General features: G+C 75.0%; 7 protein-coding genes. 1 reads left to right on the forward strand and 6 read right to left on the reverse strand.

What is annotated here, in order from left to right; all coding sequences use genetic code 11:
- Positions 1-10 precede the first annotated feature (10 nt).
- The 4 genes from ACGF13_RS34825 to ACGF13_RS34840 form a co-directional block, all read right to left on the reverse strand.
- Positions 11-14299, reverse strand: coding sequence for a type I polyketide synthase (locus tag ACGF13_RS34825; protein WP_392883131.1), 14289 nt, complete (start codon positions 14297-14299; stop codon positions 11-13).
- Between the two features lie 644 nt (positions 14300-14943).
- Entirely contained in the window at positions 14944-15897 is a 954-nt protein-coding gene (locus ACGF13_RS34830) for a sigma-70 family RNA polymerase sigma factor (RefSeq protein WP_392883133.1), read from the reverse strand.
- Between the two features lie 18 nt (positions 15898-15915).
- On the reverse strand, positions 15916-17145 hold the full coding sequence (locus ACGF13_RS34835) for an NAD(P)/FAD-dependent oxidoreductase (RefSeq protein WP_392883136.1): 1230 nt from the start codon (positions 17143-17145) through the stop codon (positions 15916-15918).
- Positions 17146-17385: 240 nt separating this feature from the next.
- Positions 17386-17808, reverse strand: coding sequence for a DUF6223 family protein (locus ACGF13_RS34840; RefSeq protein ID WP_392883138.1), 423 nt, complete (start codon positions 17806-17808; stop codon positions 17386-17388).
- 570 nt (positions 17809-18378) lie between these two features.
- Here ACGF13_RS34840 and ACGF13_RS34845 point away from each other — a divergent pair.
- On the forward strand, positions 18379-19035 hold the full coding sequence (locus tag ACGF13_RS34845; RefSeq protein WP_392883183.1) for a response regulator: 657 nt from the start codon (positions 18379-18381) through the stop codon (positions 19033-19035).
- Positions 19036-19092: 57 nt separating this feature from the next.
- On the opposite strand, the gene ACGF13_RS34850 is transcribed toward ACGF13_RS34845, so the two are convergent.
- Both ACGF13_RS34850 and ACGF13_RS34855 read right to left on the reverse strand, forming a co-directional pair.
- Entirely contained in the window at positions 19093-19377 is a 285-nt protein-coding gene (locus ACGF13_RS34850; protein ID WP_392883140.1) for a hypothetical protein, read from the reverse strand.
- Positions 19378-19465: 88 nt separating this feature from the next.
- Positions 19466-20317, reverse strand: coding sequence for an alkaline phosphatase family protein (locus ACGF13_RS34855; protein ID WP_392883143.1), 852 nt, complete (start codon positions 20315-20317; stop codon positions 19466-19468).
- Positions 20318-20324: the final 7 nt, after the last annotated feature.

A 20324-nucleotide genomic window follows, 5' to 3' on the forward strand; every position in this document is an offset into this window, starting at 1 on the left:
CAGCTCTCTCTCAGACGTTCCCGAAGTCGTTGTCGATCAGGGCGAACAGCTCGTCCGCTGTCGCCGTTGCGGTCACCGTTGCGGTGTCGCCCACCGCCCCGGGAGGTACTGCCCTGCCGCCCGGGGCGCCGGCGCGCCGGCGCCAGCCGCGCAGCAGTTCGTCCAGTCGTTCGCCGACCCCGTCGCTGTCGTCCGCTCCGGGCGGGGCGGACGTGAGGAGCGTGGCCAGCCGGTCCAGCTCGGCCAGCAGCGGCGAGGGTGGTTCGGGCGCGGCGGACAACTCCGCGTCCAGGTAGGCGGCGAGCGCCTCGGGCGTCGGGTGATCGAAGACGGCCGTCGGCGGGACGGCCAGCCCGGTGGCCTCGCACAGCGCATTCCTGAACCGCACCGCGAGCATCGAGTCGAAGCCGACCTCGGCGAAGGAACGTTCCGGGCGTACCGGGCCGGTTCCGGTGTGGCCGAGGACCGCGGCCGAGTGCCGGACGACGAGGTCGAGCACCGCCTGCCGGCGGGCCCTCCGGTCCAGCGGGGCCAGCCGGGCGGCCAGTCGTGCGGCGGCGGTGCCGTCGTCGTCGGCCGCGGCCTCCGGAGCGTCCTCGGCCGGCGCCCCGGTGGGGGCGGCGGCCGTCCGGCCCGGGGTGGCCAGCCAGTACCGGTCGCGCTGGAAGGGGTACGTCGGCAGCAGGACGGGGGCCGGTCCGCCCGACCCGGGGGTCCCCGTCCAGGGCGACCAGTCCACCGGACCGCCGCCGGCCGCCCACGCCTCGGTCAGCGAGGCCAGCAGCCGGTCCCGGCCGCCGTCGCCGCGCCGCAACGTGCCGACCGCCGACACCTCCCGCCCGGCCTCCGCGGCCACCGCCTCGATCCCGGCGAGCAGCACCGGGTGCGGGCTGACCTCGACGAGCAGGGTGTGGCCCGCGTCCAGCAGGGTGCGGGTCGCTCCGGCGAAGTCGACCGGTTCGCGCAGGTTGCGGTACCAGTAGGCGGCGTCGAGCGACTCTCCGGCGACGGGTTCGCCGGTCACCGTCGAGTAGAGCGGGACGGCCGAGGCGCGGGGGCGTATCCCGGTGAGGGCTTCGCGCAGTTCGTCCTCGATCTCAGCGACCTGGGCCGAGTGGGCCGCGTAGTCCACCGGGATCGCCTTGGCCCGGACGCCTTCCCGCTCGCAGGCCGCGAGCAGGGCGGCCAGCTCCTGGGGCTCCCCGGCGACGACCACGGCGTCAGGGCCGTTCACCGCGGCCACGCACGCGCGTCCGCCGGCGGGCAGCAGGCCCGTGGCCCGCTCGGCGGAGGCTGCGACCGACACCATGCCGCCGCGGCCCGCCAGCCTCAGTAGCGCCTGGCTGCGCCGCGCCACCACGAGGGCCGCGTCGTCGAGCGACAGCGCTCCGGCGACGCAGGCGGCGGCGATCTCGCCCTGGCTGTGCCCGACGACCGCGTCCGGGGTGACCCCGGTGTCGCGCCAGTGCGCGGCCAGCGCGACCATCACCGCGAAGAGCACCGGCTGGACGACGTCCACGCGGTCGAGCGTCGGTGCGCCGGGCGCGCCGCGCAGCACCTCGGTCAGGGACCAGTCGGTGTGCGGGGCGAGCGCCCGTTCGCAGGCGGCGACGGCGGCGGCGAACGGCGCGGAGGTGTCGAGCGCCGCCGCGGCCATGCCGGCCCACTGCGAGCCCTGGCCGGGGAAGACGAAGACCGTGCGGCCGCCGCGCACCCGGTCCTGCACGGCGTCGGGCGCGGGTTCTCCCGCCGCGAGGGCGTCCAGCCAGCCGAGCAGCGCGGCGCGGTCGCGGCCGGTGGCGGCCGCCCGGAAGGGCAGGGCGGGGCGGGTGGTGGCGAGCGCCCGGGCGGCCGCGGCGGCGCCCGCGTCGGGGTCGGCCCGCAGGTGCTCGCCCAGTCGGCGCGCCTGGCGGCGCAGGGCCGCGGGGGTCATGGCGGAGAGCAGCCAGGCAACCGTGGCCCCGGTGTCCTCGGCCGGTCCGCCGTCCGTGTCGCCGGGCGGGCCGTCGGCGGCGGGTGCCTCCTCCAGGATGGCGTGGGCGTTGGTGCCGCTCATGCCGAACGCGGAGACGCCGGCCCGGCGCGGCCGGCCCCCGTCCGGGGCGTCCCAGGGGCGGGCGTCCGCGAGCAACCGGACCGCGCCGGCCGACCAGTCCACCCGGCTGGACGCCTCCTGGGCGTGCAGGGTGCCGGGGAGCACGCCGTTCCGCAGGGCGAGCACCGTCTTGATGACCCCGGCGACTCCGGCGGCGGCCTGGGTGTGCCCGATGTTGGACTTCAGCGACCCCAGCCACAGCGGGCGGTCAGCGGGCCGGTCCTGGCCGTAGGTGGCCAGCAGGGCCTGCGCCTCGATGGGGTCGCCGAGTACGGTCCCGGTGCCGTGCGCCTCGACCAGGTCGATCTCGGCGCCGGACAGTCCCGCCGTGGCCAGCGCGGCCCGGATCACCCGCTGCTGCGCGGGGCCGCTCGGGGCGGTGAGGCCGTTGCTGGCACCGTCCTGGTTCACCGCGGTGCTCCGTACCAGGGCGAGAACCGGGTGCCCGAGGCGGCGCGCGTCGGAGAGGCGTTCCACGAGCAGGACGCCCACCCCTTCACCCCACCCGGTGCCGTTCGCCCCTTCGGCGAAGGAGCGGCAGCGGCCGTCGGGCGACAGGCCCTGCTGACGGCTGAACTCGACGAAGACGTCCGGGCTCGCCATCACCGCGGCGCCGCCGACCAGGGCGAACGAGCAGTCGCCGGCCCGCAGTGCCTGGCCGGCCAGGTGCAGTGCCACCAGCGAGGACGAGCAGGCCGTCTCCACGGTCACGGCGGGGCCGCCGAGGCCGAGCGTGTAGGCGACCCGGCCGGAGGCGACGCTGGTGACCGTGCCGCTGAGCAGGTGCCCCTCGACCTCGTCGGCCGGGTCCTGCGGGCCGGTGCCGTAGCCCTGGGAGGCGACGCCGACGTAGACGCCGCCCTCGCTGCCGCGGACCGACGCGGGGTCGAGTCCGGCCCGCTCCAGGGCCTCCCAGCTGGTTTCGAGCAGCAGCCGCTGCTGCGGGTCCATGGCCAGGGCCTCGCGCGGGGAGATGCCGAAGAACTCCGCGTCGAACTCGGCCGCGCCGTCCAGGAATCCGCCGCCGGTGGTGTAGAAGGTGCCCGGGTGCAGGGGGTCCGGGTCGTAGAGGGTGTCCAGCGGCCAGCCGCGGTCGGCGGGCAGCGCGGCGATCGCGTCCACTCCGTCGGCCACCAGCTGCCACAGGTCCTCGGGCGAGCGGACGCCGCCCGGGAACCGGCAGGCCATCGAGACGATCGCCAGGGGTTCGTCGGCCGCCGCGGGCCCGGCCGCGCCGGTCGTGCCGGCCGCGCTGGTCGTGCCGGTCGTGCCGGTCGTACCGGCCGTGCCGTCGGCACCCGGTTCCGTGCCGCTCAGCCCGGCGAACAGGTGCGCGGCGAGGGCGTCCGCCGTCGGGTGGTCGAAGACGGAGGTGAGCGCGAGCGGCAGGGCGGTGGCCGCGACCAGCCGGTTGCGGAGTTCGACGGCGGTGAGCGAGTCGAAGCCCGCCTCGCGGAACGGGCGGTCGGCTGCGAGGCCGACGGCCGACTCGTGGCCCAGCACGGCGGCCGCTTCGCTCCGGACCAGCTCCGTCAGCAGTTTGCGGCCCTCGGGCTCGGACAGCCGGTGCAGCCGGTGCGACCACGACGGGTCGCCGCCCGTACCGGGTCCGGACCCTGTGGAGGTGTCCGCGGCCGCGGGGCCGCCGTCCGCCGACCGGAACTCGGCGGCGGCCGGCAGGCCGCGCAGCAGCGCGCTCTCCCGGACCGAACCGAAGGTGGGCGCGAAACGACTCCAGTCCAGCTCGGCGACGACCGGTTCGCCCTCGTCCAGGGCCAGCGCCAGGCCGAGCGCCGAGAGCGCCGCCGCGGGGTCCATCGGCACCAGCCCGTGGCGGCGCAGGCCGTCGCCGACTGCGCCCTCGGCCATGCCCGCGCCGGCCCAGGGGCCCCAGGCCACCGAGGTCGCCGGCAGGCCCCGGCCGCGCCGCGCCGCGGCGAGGCCGTCCAGGTAGGCGTTGGCCGCCGCGTACGCGCCCTGGCCGCCGCTGCCCCAGGTGCCCGAGATCGAGGAGAACAGCACGAAGGCGTCCAGCGGACGGCCTTCGAACAGAGCGTCGAGGTGGGCCGCGCCGCGCGTCTTCGCCGCCGTCCGCAGGGCCAGTTCCTCCGGCGTGCAGTCCGTCAACGCGGTGTCCGAGGTGAGTCCCGCGGTGTGCACCACGGCCCGTACGGTGTCGCCCTCGGCGTGCAGCCGCTCCAGGATCCGTTCCAGCGCGGTGCGGTCGGCGACGTCGCAGGCCAGCAGGGTGCTCCGGGCGCCGAGCGCCGCCAGGGCGTCGGCCAGCGCGTCGGCTCCCGGGGCCTCGGGGCCCCGCCTGCCGAGCAGGACCAGGTGGTCCGCGCCGCGCTCCGCGAGCCAGCGCGCCACCTGGGCGCCGAGGCCGCCGGTGCCGCCGGTGACGAGGACCGTGCCGCGCGGCGTCCACGGTGCGGGCGCGGGTGTCGCGGGCTCCGGCGCGGGGACGAGCCGGCGGCCCAACGGTGCCGGCGCGCGTACGGCCACCTGGTCCTCGCCGTCCCGTCCGGCCAGCACCGCGCACAGCCCGTCCAGCGCGGGCTCGTCCAGCAGGTCCGGCAGGTCGACCAGGCCGCCCCAGCGCAGCGGGTGCTCCAGTGCCGCCACCCGGCCCAGGCCCCACACCTGGGCCTGCTCGGGGCGGACCTCCTCCGTGCCGTCGGCTGCCACCGCGCCGCGGGTGGCGCACCACAGGGGTGCGTCGATGCCGCTGTCGCCCAGGGCCTGGAGCAGCAGCAGGGTCCCGGTCAGGCAGGCGTCGAGCATCGGCAGGCCCGGGCGGGGGCCCTCGGCCAGGGCCAGCAGCGACAGGACTCCGTCCAAGGAGCCGAACTCCGGGAGCAGCGCGGCCAGTTCGGCGCGTTCGGCGGCGGCCCCGACCCGGATCACGGCCACGTCGGCGCCGTGTCCGGCGAGCGCGTGTTCGCAGGCGAGCGCGGTGTCCTCGGCACCGGGTCCGTCCGGGGTGACGAGCAGCCAGCGGCCGGAGAGGCGGGGCTCCGCGGGCGCGGCGAGCGGCTCCCATGCGATGCGGTAGCGGCGGGGGCCGACGGGGGCCGCGGTCCCCCGGCGGGCGCGCCAGGCGGCGGGGGCCGGGTCCGACGCGGCTTCCGGCCAGAAGCGCCGGTGCTGGAAGGCGTAGGTGGGCAGGTCGACCCACCGCACGTCGGTGCCGCTCCAGCCCGCCGACCAGTCCACCGCCACACCGCGCAGGTGCAGCGAGGCGAGTGCGGTGCGGACCGCGTCCGGCTCGCCGCGGCCGTCGCGCAGCAGCGGCACCGTCCCGGGGCCGCCGGGGGTGGGGGTGGCGTCGGGGAGGCAGGCGTGGAGCATGCCGGACAGCACGCCGCCCGGTCCGAGTTCGAGGTACGTGGTCGCGCCCTCGGCCCGCAGCTGGCGGGCCCCCTCCAGGAAGCGCACGGTGCCCCGGGCGTGCCGCACCCAGTGGTCGGGGGAACGGAGTTCCGCGGCCGTGGCCGTACGCCCGGTCAGGTTGGAGACGATCTCGATGCCGGGCGCGTGGTAGGTCAGCGACTCGGCCACGTCCCGGAAGGCGTCGAGCATGCCGTCCATCCGGGCGGAGTGGAAGGCGTGGCTCACGCTCAGGCGCCGGATGCGCCGGCCGCGGGCGCGGAACGCCCCGGCCAGGCGGCTTACCGCGTCCTCGTCACCGGACAGGACCACGGAGTCGGGCCCGTTGACGGCGGCGATGTCCACCGCGTCCCGGTCCTCGGCCGACAGGGCCTGGCGTACTTCCTCCTCGCCGGCTTCCACCGCCACCATCGCCCCGCCCTCGGGCAGTTCGTCCATCAGCCGGCCCCGGGCCGTCACCAGCGCGCAGGCGTCGGGCAGGTCCAGCACGCCCGCCGCGTGGGCGGCGGCGAGTTCGCCGATGGAGTGCCCCATCAGCAGGTCGGGCCGCACGCCCCAGTGCCGTACGAGCCGGAACAGCGCCGTCTCCAGGGCGAACAGTGCGGGCTGGGTGTACCGGGTGCGGTCGAGCAGCTCCGCGTCGGGGGTTCCGGGCTCGGCGAACAGGAGGTCGCGCAGGTTCAGGTCGAGGTGCGGGTCCAGGCCGGTCAGCACGTCGTCGAGGGCGTCGGCGAACACCGGGTCGTCGCGGTAGAGCTCTGCGCCGGCTCCGGCCCGCTGGCTGCCCTGTCCCGGGAACAGGAAGGCGGTCCGGCCGGGGCGCACGCCGCCGGTGAGCAGTCGGCCCGCCGTCGTGCCGCGCGCGAGTGCGGTGAGCGAGCGCCGGACGGACGCCCGGTCCCGTCCCAGGACGGCGGCCCGGTGTTCGAGCGGGGCCCGTCCCGTGGCGAGCGAATAGGCGACGTCCACCAGTTCGACGTCCGGGTCGGCGTCGAGCCGGCTCACCAGCCGACCGGCCTGGACCCGCAGGGCCTCCGGAGTCCTGGCCGAGAGCAGCAGCGGCACGGGCGAGCCGGTACGGCGGGCGGTGGGGACGGCGGTGTCCGCGGCGAGCGCCATCGTGGCGGCGGCGGGGGTGGCGGCGGTTCCCTCGGTGGGGGCGGCCGGGATGTCGGTCCGGTCCAGGGCGGGCACGGCCGCGATGGCGGGCGCCTGCTCGATGATCGCGTGCGCGTTGGTGCCGCTGATGCCGAACGACGACACGCCTGCCCGGCGTGGGTTCCCGGTCTCCGGCCACGGGGTGTGCGCGGTGAGCAGGCGGATGGCACCGTCGGACCAGTCGACGTGCGGGTTCGGCGTCCCGGCGTGCAGGGTTCCCGGCAGTTCGCCGTGGCGGATGGCCAGCACCATCTTCATCACTCCGGCCACCCCGGCCGCCGCCTGGGTGTGCCCGATGTTCGACTTCACGGAGCCGAGCCACAGCGGCCGGTCCGCCGTGCGCGCCGGCCCGTGGACGGCCTGGAGCGCCTGCGCTTCGATGGGGTCGCCGAGCTTCGTGCCGGTGCCGTGGGCCTCGATCGCGTCGATCTGGTCGGCGCGCAGCGCGGCGTCGGCCAGCGCGGCGCGGATGACCTGCTGCTGGGACGGGCCGTTGGGGGCGGTGAGCCCGTTGCTGGCGCCGTCCTGATTCACGGCGGTGCCGGTGATCAGCGCAAGTACGGGGTGGCCGTGGCGCAGGGCGTCGCTGTGTCGCTCCAGCAGCAGCACTCCGGCGCCCTCGCCCCAGCCGGTGCCGTCCGCGTCCGCCGAGAACGCCTTGCACCGTCCGTCGGCGGCGAGCCCGCGCTGACGGCTGAACTCCACGAAGAGCCGCGGGGTGCTCATCACCGTCACCCCGCCCGCGAGGGCCTGCTCGCAGTCGCCGCGCCGCAGTGCCTGCACGGCCAGGTGCAGCGCCACCAGCGAGGAGGAGCACGCGGTGTCGACGGTGAGCGAGGGCCCCTGGAGGCCGAGGACGTAGGACAGCCGCCCCGACAGCACGCTGGCCGTGTTCCCGGTCAGCAGGTGGCCCTCGGACACGCCCTCGGCGCCCTCCAGCAGCGCGGAGTAGTCCTGGCCGTTGGTGCCGACGTAGACGCCGACCTGCCGGTCCTTCAGCGCGGTCGGATCCTGCCCGGCGCCCTCGACCGCCTCCCAGGCGGTCTCCAGGAGCAGCCGCTGCTGCGGGTCCATGGCCAGGGCCTCGCGCGGCGAGATGCCGAAGAACTCCGCGTCGAAGTCGGCCGCGTCGTGCAGGAAGCCGCCCTGCCTGCTGTACGTGGTGCCGGCGCGGTCGGGGTCCGGGTCGTACAGCCCCTCGGTGTCCCAGCCCCGGTTCGACGGCCAGTCGCCGACGGCGTCGGTGCCCTTGGAGAGCAGCTGCCAGAAGTCCTCGGGCCGGGCGACCCCGCCGGGGAAGCGGCAGCCCATGCCGACGATCGCGATCGGCTCGTTGCCGACGGGGTCGGCGGCCCCGGCGGACTCGGCGGTGCCGCCCGTCGCGTCCGGCAGGTCCGGGTTCGGGTTCAGGTCCAGTTCCGCGAGCAGCCGGTCGGCCAGTGCCGACGGCGTGGGGTGGTCGAAGAGGACGGTGGCGGGCAGGGCCAGCCCGGTGACGGCGGCGAGCCGGTTACGCAGCTCCACCGCCATCAGGGAGTCGAATCCGAGCGCGGAGAACGCCTTTCCGGGCTGGACCGTGTCGACGTCGGGGTGGCGCAGGACCGTCGCCGCATGGGTGCGCACCAGTTCGGTGAGCGTCCTGACCCGGTCCTCGTGGCGCGGCAGTACGGCGATCCGCTGCCGCAGAGTGTCGGCGGCGCCGTCGCCCTCCCGGGCCGCCGACAGTCCGGCGGTGTCCGGGGCGGGCCCCGCGGCCGCCGGGTCCGGTAGCCCGTCGAGCAGGGCGGCGGACCGCAGGCCGATGGCCGCGGTGAAGCGCTTCCAGTCGACGTCGGCGACCACGACCAGCGTGTCGTCCGCCTCCAGTGCCCGGCCGATCGCGGTGACGGCCGTTTCGGGCTCCATCACCGGCATGCCGAAGTCCCGCAGCCGTGCGGCGACCTCGTCCGCCAGCATGCCCGGCCCGGCCCAGGCGCCCCAGGCCACGGACGTGCCGGGCAGCCCGGCGGCCCGGCGGGCGGCGACGAGTGCGTCGACGGCCGCGTTGGCGGCCGCGTAGTTGCCCTGCCCGGCGTTGCCCACGACGCCCATCACCGACGAGAACACCACGAAGGCCGACAGGTCGAGACCCGCGGTGGCCTCGTGCAGGTTCCGTGCGGCGGTCAGCTTGGCGCGCAGCACCACGGCGAGCCGCGCGGGGTCCAGCGCGTCGAGCACACCGTCGTCGAGGACGCCCGCCGCATGGATGACGGCGGACAGCGGGTATCGCGCCGGGATGTCGGCGAGCAGCGCCGCCAGTGCGGCCGGGTCGGCGACGTCGCAGGCCGCGAAGGCCACTTCGGCGCCCAGCGCCGTCAGTTCCGCCCGCAGCGCGTCCGTACCGGGGGCGTCGGCGCCGCGTCGGCTGACCAGCAGCAGCCGCTCCGCGCCCCGGCCCGCCAGCCAGCGCGCCGTGTGCGAGCCGACGCCGCCGGTGCCGCCGGTGACCAGGACCGTGCCCCGCCACCGGACGTCCGGGCCGCCTGCACGGGCCTTCGGCGACCCGGACGACGCGGGGCGGAGCCGGCGTCCGTGGACCCCGGTGGAGCGCACCGCCACCTGTTCCTCGTCGGCCGCGGCTCCCGCGAGCACCGCGCACAGGCGGCGGGCGGCCCGTGCGTCCAGCACCTCGGGCAGGTCGACCAGGCCGCCCCGGCGGTGCGGGTGCTCCAGGGCCAGCGTCCGGCCCAGGGCGGCGGAGGCGGCCTGACCGACGTGTCCGGGCCGCTCCGCGCCGCCCAGGACCGCCAGTCCCTTCGTCAGCGTCCAGAGCCGGGCCTGGATGCCCGCGTCCTCCAGTGCCTGGGCCAGCGCGAGGGTCAGCGCCGGGCCACCGGGCAGGTCGGGGTGTTCGGGGTGGGGGCGCTCCTCCCAGGACAACAGGGACAGCACGCCGGCGATCGGCTGCTCCCCGGCGGTCTCCGTGAGCAGGGCGGCCAGCTGTTCGCGGGTCGCGCCCGGATCGGCGACGACGCACGGGAGGAGGTCGGCTCCGGCCTCGCCGAGGGCGTCCAGGACGGCCGCCGCGTCACCGCCCTCGGGACGCAGAGCGAGCCAGCGACCGGGGAGGCCGTCCGCCGGCGTGACCGACAGGGGTGCCCAGGCGACGTGGTAGCGCCAGGATTCCGCCTTCCGCTCACGGCTCCTGACGGAGCGCCAGGCCGCCAGTGCGGGCAGGACTTCGTCCAGGGCGGCATGGCCGACCCCGAGGATCTCGGCGAGCCGGGTGGGGTCCTGCAGTTCCAGGTCGTCCCAGCGGTCCTCGGCGGGGGCGGCCGGGACGGCGGCGGGGGCCGTCAGCCAGTAGCGGGTGCGCTGGAAGGCGTACGTCGGCAGCTCGACGCGCCGGGCCCCCGGGAACGCCCGCGACCAGACCACCTCCAACCCGCGCTCCCAGCCACGGCCGACCGCGCGCAGCACCTGCGCCGGACCGCCCTCCCCGCGACGCAACGTCCCCAGCACCGCGGCGTCCGCACCCGCCGCCTCCACCGACTCCCCCACCGCCACCGACAGCACCGGGTGCGGACTGGACTCGATGAAAACGCGGTGCCCGGCCGCCAGGAGCGCGCGGGTGGCCTGCTCGAACTCGACGGTCTCCCGCAGGTTGCGGTACCAGTACCCGGCGTCCAGGGCCTTCGTGTCCAACAGGCCGCCCGTGACGCTCGAATAGAACGGCACCGCACCGGACAGCGGCACGATGCCGTCCAGGTCGGCGAGCAGCTGCTCGCGGACCTCCTCCACATGCGCGGAGTGCGACGCGTAGTCGACCTCGATCAACCGCGCCCGCACCCCCTCCCCCACCAGAGCCTCCACCAACGCGGCGACCGCGCCCGCGTCACCCGACACCACCGTCGACGACGGACCGTTCACCGCCGCCACCGACAACCGCCCCGCAATGCGCTCCCGCACCGCGTCCACCGGCAGCGGCAGCGACGCCATGCCGCCACGCCCCGCCAGCGCCCCCACCGCACGGGAACGCAGCGCCACCACCCGCGCCCCGTCCTCCGGACTCAGACCACCCGCCACCACGGCGGCCGCAACCTCACCCTGCGAGTGGCCCACCACCGCGTCCGGAACGACACCGAACGAACGCCACACCTCCGCCAGCGACACCATCACCGCCCACAGCACCGGCTGCACCACATCCACCCGCGCCAGCAGCGCCTCCGAACCCAACGCCTCCGCCAACGACCAGTCGACATAAGGCGCCAGCGCCCGCCCGCACTCCGCCATCCGCCCCGCGAACACAGCCGACCCGGCCAGCAACTCCGCGGCCATCCCCACCCACTGCGAACCCTGACCCGGGAACACCAGCGCCACCCGACCGGAAACCAGCCCGCCGCCGGACACCGCGGCACCCTGCGCCAGCGCCTTCACGCCGTCGAGCAGTTCGCTCCGGTCCCCACCCACCACCACCGCACGGTGCTCGAAGGACGCACGCCCCACCGCCAGCGAACAACCCACGTCCGCCACGTCGAGGCCGGGCTCCGCCGCCACCCGCGCCGCCAACGCCTCCGCCTGCGCGCGCAGTGCCTCGGCGCTGCGCGCCGACACCGGCCACACCACCGTCCCGGGACGCGGGGCGTCCTCCACCGCCTCGGCCGGCGCGGACTCCAGGATGACGTGGGCGTTGGTCCCGCTGATGCCGAAGGAGGACACCCCCGCCCGGCGCGGACGACCCGTGTCGTCCCACGCCCGGGCCTCCGTCAGCAGCCGGCCGGCGCCCGCCGACCAGTCCACCTCGGGTGTGGGACCGTCCACGTGCAGCGTCTTGGGCATCACGCCGTGCCGCAGCGCCAGCACCGACTTGATGACCCCGCCCACACCGGCCGCGGCTTGGGCGTGGCCGATGTTGGACTTCAGCGAGCCGATCCACACCGGGCGATCCGAAGGCCGCCCCTGGCCGTAGGTGGCCAGCAGCGCCTGCGCCTCGATCGGGTCACCCAACCGCGTCCCCGTACCGTGCGCCTCCACCACGTCCACGTCCGACACGGTCAGCCCCGCGTCCGCCAGCGCCGCCCGGATCACCCGCTGCTGCGACGGACCGTTCGGCGCCGTCAGACCATTGCTCGCACCGTCCTGGTTCACCGCCGAACCACGCACCACCGCCAGCACCGGATGCCCGTTGCGGCGGGCGTCCGACAGCCGCTCCAGCAGCAGCATGCCCACGCCCTCGGCCAGGCCGAAGCCGTCGGCGGCCGCCGCGAACGCCTTGCAGCGGCCGTCCGGGGCCAGGCCGCCCTGCCGGCTGAACTCCACGAGCATGCCGACCGTGGACATCACGGTCGCGCCGCCGGCCAGGGCCAGCGAGCACTCGCCGGAGCGCAGCGCCCGTACCGCGAGGTGCAGGGCCACCAGCGAGGACGAGCACGCCGTGTCCACGGTGACCGCCGCTCCCTCCAGGCCGAGGGTGTAGGCCAGGCGGCCCGACGCGACGCTCCCGGTGTTGCCGGTCAGCAGGTGGCCGCCCTCGTCGGCGCCCTGTTCGAGGGAGGGGCCGTAGTCCATGGTCATCGCCCCGACGTAGACGCCCGTCGGGGTCCGCCGCAGGGTGGACGGGTCGATCCCGGCCCGCTCCAGCGCCTCCCAGGTGGTCTCCAGCAGCAGCCGCTGCTGCGGGTCCATGGCCAGCGCCTCGCGCGGCGAGATGCCGAAGAACTCGGCGTCGAAGTCGGCCGCTCCGGCGAGCGAACCCGCCTCCCGCTGGTAGTACCGGCCCGGTGTGCCCGGTGCGGGGTCGTACCGTCCGGCGGTGTCCCAACCGCGGTCGTCGGGCAGCGCGGAGACGGCGTCGGCACCTGCCGACACCAGCTCCCAGAGTTCGTCGGGGCTGCCGACCCCGCCGGGGTAGCGGCAGCCCATGCCGACGATCACCACGGGGTCGTCGTCCTCGGCCCGCCGCACCGGCTCGTCCGCGTCCGTGTTCCCGTCGGGCCGGTCGCCGCTGATCTCGGCGCAGAGGTACGCGGTCAGGGCCGCCGGGGTCGGGCAGTCGAAGACAACCGTCGCCGGGATGCGCAGCGCCGTCGCCGCGCTCAGCCGGTTGCGCAGCTCCACGGCGGTGACGGAGTCGAATCCCAGGTCGAGGAAGGCCAGGTCGGCGGGGACCGGATCGGACCGCCCGGTCAGCGCGGCGATCTCCTCGTCCACCAGCCGTGCCAGCGCGGCGCGCCGTTCCGGGGCGTCCATTCCGGCCGGCTCCGCGCGGAACGCACGGCCGACCTCCCGGCCGCCGCCCGTGGCGCCCGCGTCGGCCGGCCCGTTCGCGTCGGCCGGGCCGGGCTCCGCGAGCGCCGCCAGGACGGCCGCCGGCAGTTCCGGCACCCGGGCGTGCTGCCCGGCGGGCGGCGCTTCCCGTTCCGGGGCGGCACCGCACACGTACAGGTCACCGAGCGAGGCCAGGAACCGGCCCGGACCGTCCTGGTCCCGGCGCAGCGTCCCGAGGACGGCGGCCTGCGCGCCGTGTTCCTCCGCGCAGTCCGTGAGGGCGGAGGTCAGCACGGTGTGCGGACTGACCTCCAGCAGGACGCCGTACCCGTCCCGCAGCAGGGCGCCGGCCGCCTCGTGGAACCTGACCGTGTTGCGCAGGTTGCGGCACCAGTAGTCGGCGTCCAGGACCGGGGCGTCCAGTCGTCCGCCGGTCAGTCCGGAGTAGTAGGGCAGCCGCGGTGTGCGGGGCCGGATCGGTGCGAGGTCGGCGCGCATCCGGGGGATGATCGCGTCGATGTGGGGGGAGTGCGCGGCCAGGCCCACCGCGATCCGCCGTGCGTGCACCCCTTCCGAGGCCAGGTCGGCGAGGAGTTCGGCCGCGGCGTCGCGGTCGCCGGAGACGATCACGGACCGCGGACCGTTGTGCGCGGCGACGACGAGGCGGCCGTCCCAGCCGCGCAGCCGCGGCTCGACCTCGTCGGCCGGGGCCATGACGGAGACCATGTCGCCCTGCCCGGCCAGGGTCGCCTGGGCCTGGCTCCACAGGGCGACCACCCGCGCGGAGTCGTCCAGGGACAGCGCGCCGCTGACCGCGGCGGCGGTGACCTCGCCGACGCTGTGCCCGAGCACGGCGGCCGGTTCCACGCCGTGGGAGCGCCACAGCTCGGCGAGCGACACCGTCACGGCGAACAGTAGGGGCTGCACCACGTCGGCCCGGTCCGCGGCGGGCGCGCCCGGCGCGTCCGGGTCGCGGAGCACGTCGATCGGCGACCAGTCGACGAACGGTTCCAGGGCCTGCGCGCACGCGTCCATCCGGTCGCGGAACACCGTGGAGGTGTCCAGCAGGTCCACCGCCATCCGGGGCCACTGCGCGCCCTGTCCGGGAAACACGAAGGCGACCCGGCGGCCTGCCCCTGCGGCGCCCTCCACCAGGCCGGGCATGCTCCTGCCGTCGGCGAGCGCGTCCAGCCGCCGCAGGAATCCCTCGCGGCCGTCCGCCACCAGTGCCGCCCGCCGGCTCCCCTCGGAAGCGGTGCGCGCGAGGGTGAACGCGATGTCCTGGGGGCTCCAGTCGTCACGACCGGCCAGGTACGCGTGCAGGACCCGCGCGCCGGCCGCCAGCGACTCCTTGCCGCTGCCTGCCAGGGTCCACAGCAGCGGTGCTTCCGTACCGTCGGGGTGCGCCATCGTGTCTTCGGACTCCTTCACGGCGAGCAGGACCATCAGTCGCCGGACCGTGGCGGGGGGCCCGCTCCCACGGGTCGCGCGCCGACCGGGACGCCTTCGTCATGCCCGGCGTGTACCGCCACCGGACCTGCGACGCCGATCTTGCCCAAGTCGCATAGCGGCTCGATAGCGCAGGCCGCGACACGACGTGGACACGGGGAGCGGGCGGGTCGCGGAGCAGCGGGAGGCCCGCGCGCACCGTGGGGCGGGTCAACCGTCCGTTCCGGCGGTCCGCTCCGGGCCCGGAGTTCGCGTCACCCCCGGCTCCCGCCAGATCCCGTCCGGTGCCGCCACGAACTCAGGGCAAGCCCTCCACCTCGACCCGCTACGTCAACGGGGCAGGCGGCTGCGGCACACCGCGGCCAGCATCATGATCGCCGAAGGCATCCCCATCGCGATCGTCTCCAAGACCCTGCGCCACGCCACCCTGGCGACCACGATCCTCCACCTTCAGCCCGGAACTCGGTTGATCGGCTGGAGGACAGCCCTCCTCCCCGGCAGGATGGGCACTGCTGGCGCGGCACCAGCCTGACGCACCTGCGCGCTTGGATGGTCGCCAGTTGCGATGGCGTCCGGCCGTAGGCCTGAACGCGGTCGGCGTCGGGTCACCACTGGGCGATGAGCGGCGTGTCCGGTTCGTGCTGCCGCCAGGCTTCGTTGAGGCGGGCGAGGCGGCTGGGGGCTGCGATGCCGCGCACGGTCGCGATCCTGCCGCCCGTGATGTCGAACGTCACGGCGCCGACGACCTGGTCGCCGGGAACGAACAGGATGGCGGGGGCGCCGTTGACGAGCGCGTAGTGGACGGCGGACGTGCCGCCGGCGAGTCGCCGCTTCGCGGCTGTGGGTTTGAAGCCGGCCCGTGCGATGGCGGCGATGCGCTGCGCGGTGTCGTACTGCAGCAGCTTCTCGGTCAGGCCGGCGCCGTCGGAGATCGCGGTCGCGTCGTCGGTGAGCAGTGCTACCAGCCGTTCGGTGCGGCCGGACGAGGCAGCGGCGAGGAATTCCTCGACGATCCTGCGGGCGGATGCCGGGTCGGCTTCGCCGCCGCCGCGGCGCGCGGTGGTGATGCGGCGCCGGGCCCGGTGGAGGTGCTGCTGGCTCGCGGACTCGGCGATGCCGAGGATCTCGGCGATCTCGGCGTGCCTGTAGGAGAACGCTTCGCGCAGGACGTAGACGGCCCGCTCGAGGGGTGACAGGCGCTCCATGAGAGTCAGCACGGCCAGGGAGACCGATTCGCGCTGCTCGAACGTGTCGGCCGGGCCGAGCATCGGGTCGCCGTCGAGGAGCGGTTCGGGCAGCCAGGCGCCGACGGCGCGTTCGCGGCGGGCCTGCGCCGAGCGGAGCCGGTCCAGGCACAGGTTGGTGACGACCTTGGTCAGCCATGCCTCCGGCACCTTGATCCGCTGCCGGTCGGCGGCCTGCCAGTGCACGAACGCGTCCTGTACGGCGTCCTCGGCGTCGGCGGCGGAGCCGAGGAGACGGTACGCCAGCGAGGCCAGCCGGTTGCGGCTGGCCTCGAACCGACTGGTGTCGAAGCGATCAGTGGCGGTGCTGTCCACGTGGATCACCCTAGGCGGCTATGCGACCGTCATCGTGCCGGACGTGACGGCGTTTTCGGCGGTCGCGTCCGGCACGGCGGCCAGGCGGCGCTTGCGCTTGGGCATGCCGAGGGTCGGGTGCGAGATGGCCCACCGGGAGAGCGCGACGAGGCGCACCTTGAGCCGCGCGGACTTTCGGCCGCCCATGTGCTTCGGCTTCGGCTGCCCTTCGTCGTCGACCCCCTGCCAGATCGCGTCCCCCTGCCCGAGGCTGATGTGGTTGTACGTGTAGACCAGCTTGGTGTTCGCGATCTTGCGGCCGGTCAGGCGTCCCAGGATCGCCTCGATGGCCTGCTGGCTGGTGCAGGCGGCCGAGGCGCAGGACATCGGCAGTGGTCGGCCGTTGTCGCCGATGGCGTAGGCGCTGTCGCCGATGGCGTAGACGTTCGGGTGTGACACCGACCGCATGGTGCGGTCGACGACGATCCGACCGTTCCCGGTGACCTCCAGCCCACCGGCGGCGGCGATGGGGTCGACCGCGAACCCGGCCGTCCACACGGTCGTGTCGGACGCCAGGGTGGTGCCGTCGGCGCACAGCACCCGTGCCGCTTCGACGGCCTCGACGATGGTGTGCTCCAGGACGGTGACGCCCAGCCGGTCGCAGGCCCGGCGCAGGCGGCCGCGGGCCCCGGCGGAGAGCCGGGCGCCCAATTCGCCGCGGGCGATGAGCGTCACCGACAGCCCGGGGCGGGATTCGGCGATCTCGGTGGCGGTCTCGATACCGGTCAACCCGTCGCCGACGACCACCACACTCCCGCCGTCGCCTCGCCTGCCCAGGCTGTCCAAGCGCTCGCGCAGGCGCAGCGCCGAGGGCCGGGCGGCGACGTCGAAGGCGTGTTCGGCCGCGCCGGGAACGCCGTCGACGTCGCCGTGGCTGCCGAGCGCGTAGAGGAGCGTGTCGTAGCCGAGTTCGCCACCGCCACCGCCACCGTCGGCGTCGGCCACGGCGACGACCTGGCGCTCGGGGTCGACGGCGGTGACACGGGCCAGGCGCAGCCGGATCCCCGTGCCCGCGAACACGTCGGCGAGTTTCGGAGCCTCGATGTCCCGGCCGGCCGCCAACTGGTGCAGGCGCATCCGCTCGACGAAGTCCGGTCCAGCGTCGACCACGGTGATCTCGACGTCCGCCGGGGACAGCCGGCGGGCCAGATTCCCGGCCGTGTAGGCCCCGGAATAGCCGGCGCCGAGAACGAGGATGCGGTGCTTCATGAGTAGCTCCTGTTCGGTTCGATTGCTCCCGGTGGCTTGAGCGGAACAGCGCCCCGATTGCTGACAGGAACCGAATGTGATGTGGGTCACAGCTCGACAGATGGCTTTGGATGCTTGAACGGACAGCACTTGTACCCGGGTCCGGGAGGCGACCGGCGTACGCCGGCGAGTCGAAGAGTTCGTGAGCTGAGGCAGCACGGACACTTGCCCGGAGCGCGGTCCCGTTCGCTGGTGAGCTGGTCAGTCGGCGCGGCGGGAGCGGGTCAGCGCCAGTCCGCCGAGGGCTGTGCCGGTCAACCCCAGCAGCAGGGCCACGAAGGCCCCGCCCAGGCCGTTGCCGGTGCCGAGGCCACCGGAGGCCGTCGCCGCCACCAGGGCGCCGAGGGCCGTGCCGGTCAGTCCCGCCAGCAGGGCCACGACGGCTCCGCGTTGCCCTGGGCCGGTGCCGATCCGGCCGGTGGAGCGGGCCAGAGCCAGCCCGCCGATGACCACGCCGGTCAGTGCCAGCAACGTGGCCGCGATGGCCCCGAGTCGTCCGGCGCTCAGGATGTACACACTGACGGCGACCGGCTGCACCGAGGCATGAGCGGCCGCAGGTTCGGCGAACACGACACCTCCGGCGACGACAGCGGCGGCCACGGCGAGCACAGATCGAACGGACATGGGGGCTTCCCCTCCTGCTGGGACCGGATGTCGCCCGATCATGTCCGGCGGACCAACCGCCGGTCGTCCGGCAGGCGCGGACAATCCGCGCTGCCGCGGATGCCGTAGCGGCTGCTGCGCACGGCGCAGGAACCGCGCGGGTACCGCGGGTGCGGTAGTGAGCCGGTCATCCGCACGCAGGAGTCGCCCGTGCTGACATCCCGTTAGGGTGCGCGCATGAGTTCAGGAGGGATCCGTGTTCGGGCCGGCGCTGTGGACTGGGTGATCGCTGTCGGTGTCGCGGTGACGTTGCTGGCCACCGGGCTGTCCGGACAGCACTCCGCCACGGGCATTGACCTGCTCGGGTACGCGCTGCTGGCGGCCGGCGGTCTCGCGCTGGTCCCGCGCCGCCGGGCTCCGCTTCCCGTCCTGGCCGTCACTGGGCTGTGCGCGGTGGGTTACCAGGCAGCCAGGTTCGACGTCCCGGCCGTCGCGTACCTGTTCGCCGTGTACGCGGCCGTGCGAGCGGGACACCGATTCGTCACGGTGGCGGCGAGCGTGACCATGCTGGCCGCACTCCCCATCGCGGCCCTGGCCTCGGGCCTGCACGACACCGGCAAGGCGTTGGCGCAGGCCCGGGGCGCCCTCGACCTCGAAGGCGACATCGAGGTGGTGGCCGAGGCCGCAGACGGGAAGGAGGCCCTGGATCTGGCCAGGGAGCATCTGCCCGACGTCGCGCTCATCGACATCCAGATGCCCGGCGCCGACGGCATCGAGGCGACCCGGCGCATCGCCGCCGACCCTGCCCTGGCCGGGGTGCACGTCGACATCCTCACCAACTACGGCCTGGACGAATACGTTTACAGCGCGCTGCGCGCCGGCGCCGCCGGTTTCCTCGTCAAGGACATCGTGCCGGACGACTTCCTGCATGCCGTACGCGTCGCTGCGCGCGGGGACGCCCTGCTGGCACCGTCGATCACCCGCAAGCTGATCAACAGGTACGTCACCCAACCGCTCACCACCGGCACCCGAGCGGGGCTGGAGGAGCTGACCAGCCGCGAGCGCGAAGCGGTCGCAATGGTCGCGCAGGGCCTGTCCAACGACGAGATCGCTGGCCGCATGGTGATCAGCCCGATGACGGCGAAGACCCACATCAACCGGGCCATGACCAAGCTCCACGCCAGGGACCGGGCCCAACTCGTGGTCCTGGCCTACGAATCCGGCCTGGTGACTCCGCGCAGCTTCTGACATCGACGGCCCCCGGCGCATGCCAGCGCCTGAACGCCGCCGTAAGAAGCCGTTGCTCTATCGATCTTGGTGAGAGTGGGTTCGAATACGTCGGCGCGGTCGGGTGATCTTCCACTTGTCCGCGCATGAAGACAGGGCCTCTGGTGCAGCTCGGGTCTGTCGAAGACTGGCCCGCACCGCCTCCGAGACCGACCCCGAAAGCTGCACCGAGGGCGACGTCTGCCGCATCATCACCGCCGGCCGAGCCCGCAGCCCGGCCGCCATGCGGTCGACGTTCCACTGGAGCACGTCCAGCTCGACCATGATGTCCGGGGTGTCGATGCCCTCGGGGATACCGACCATCGGTTTCCTCTTCGACTCGGATCACACCCGCGCGGGCACGCGATCACGGGCAGATCTGCCATGGTCCCGGGCGATGGGTGCCCGCCGCCTACCGCGCGGGTTCCCGTTCCGCGAGGATCAGCTCCAGCAGTTCGTTCGGGGCGACCTCGTCGGGCCACGTGCCCAGGGGCAGGGTGGGCGACCAACGCAGGATGAACGAGGTGCGCTCCTCGGGGGTGTCGCCGCCGTGCCCGCCCTCGTCGAGATGGCCGTGGTCGGCGACGATCACGACGAGCCAGTCCTCGCCGTGGTCCACCGCGCGGGTGTGTACGGCATGCCGGAGCCTGGCCACGTGACGGTCGACCCTGCTCAGAGCCGCCTGGTACTCCTCGGTCCGCGCGCCGTAGACGTGACCGGCGTCGTCCACGTCGCAGAAGTAGACGAACGACACGTCCGGCGAGCGGTGGGAGGTGAGCGCGGCCAGCGCGAAGTCGGTGATCTCGGCGTCGATCCGGACGAAGCCGTGCACCTCGCCGTCGCGGGCGACGACGGTGTGCAGTCCGGCCTTCTGCTGTTCCGCCCGCTGGTGGACGACGGGGCCGAGCCCGTCCGGGGAGACCAGCGGGGGCCAGCCGGCCGCCGCGAACGTCCGGGTGGTCTGGTCCTGGTAGAAGGCCCGGGAGAGCAGGTCCGGGTGGTGGTGGAGCCGGTGACCGACGAAGGAGTTGTCCCTGATCCCGTGCTGGGCGTGGGTGGTCCCGGTGAGGATCGAGGACCAGCCGGGTCCGGACATGGTCGGCACTTCCATGGTCATGGGCATCAGGTGGCCCTCCTCTGCCATGGCGCGGAGCGTGGGGGCGGCAGTCGAGTCGGCGGTCAGGTCCCAGCGGAGTCCGTCGATGCCGATCAGGAGGATGCGGGTCCGGGCGGCGGGCGTTGGCGAGAGCAATGCGTTCGGCACGGGCGGT

Origin of the sequence: Kitasatospora sp. NPDC048286 (assembly GCF_043201735.1) — a bacterium.
Classification (GTDB): Bacteria; Actinomycetota; Actinomycetes; order Streptomycetales; family Streptomycetaceae; genus Kitasatospora.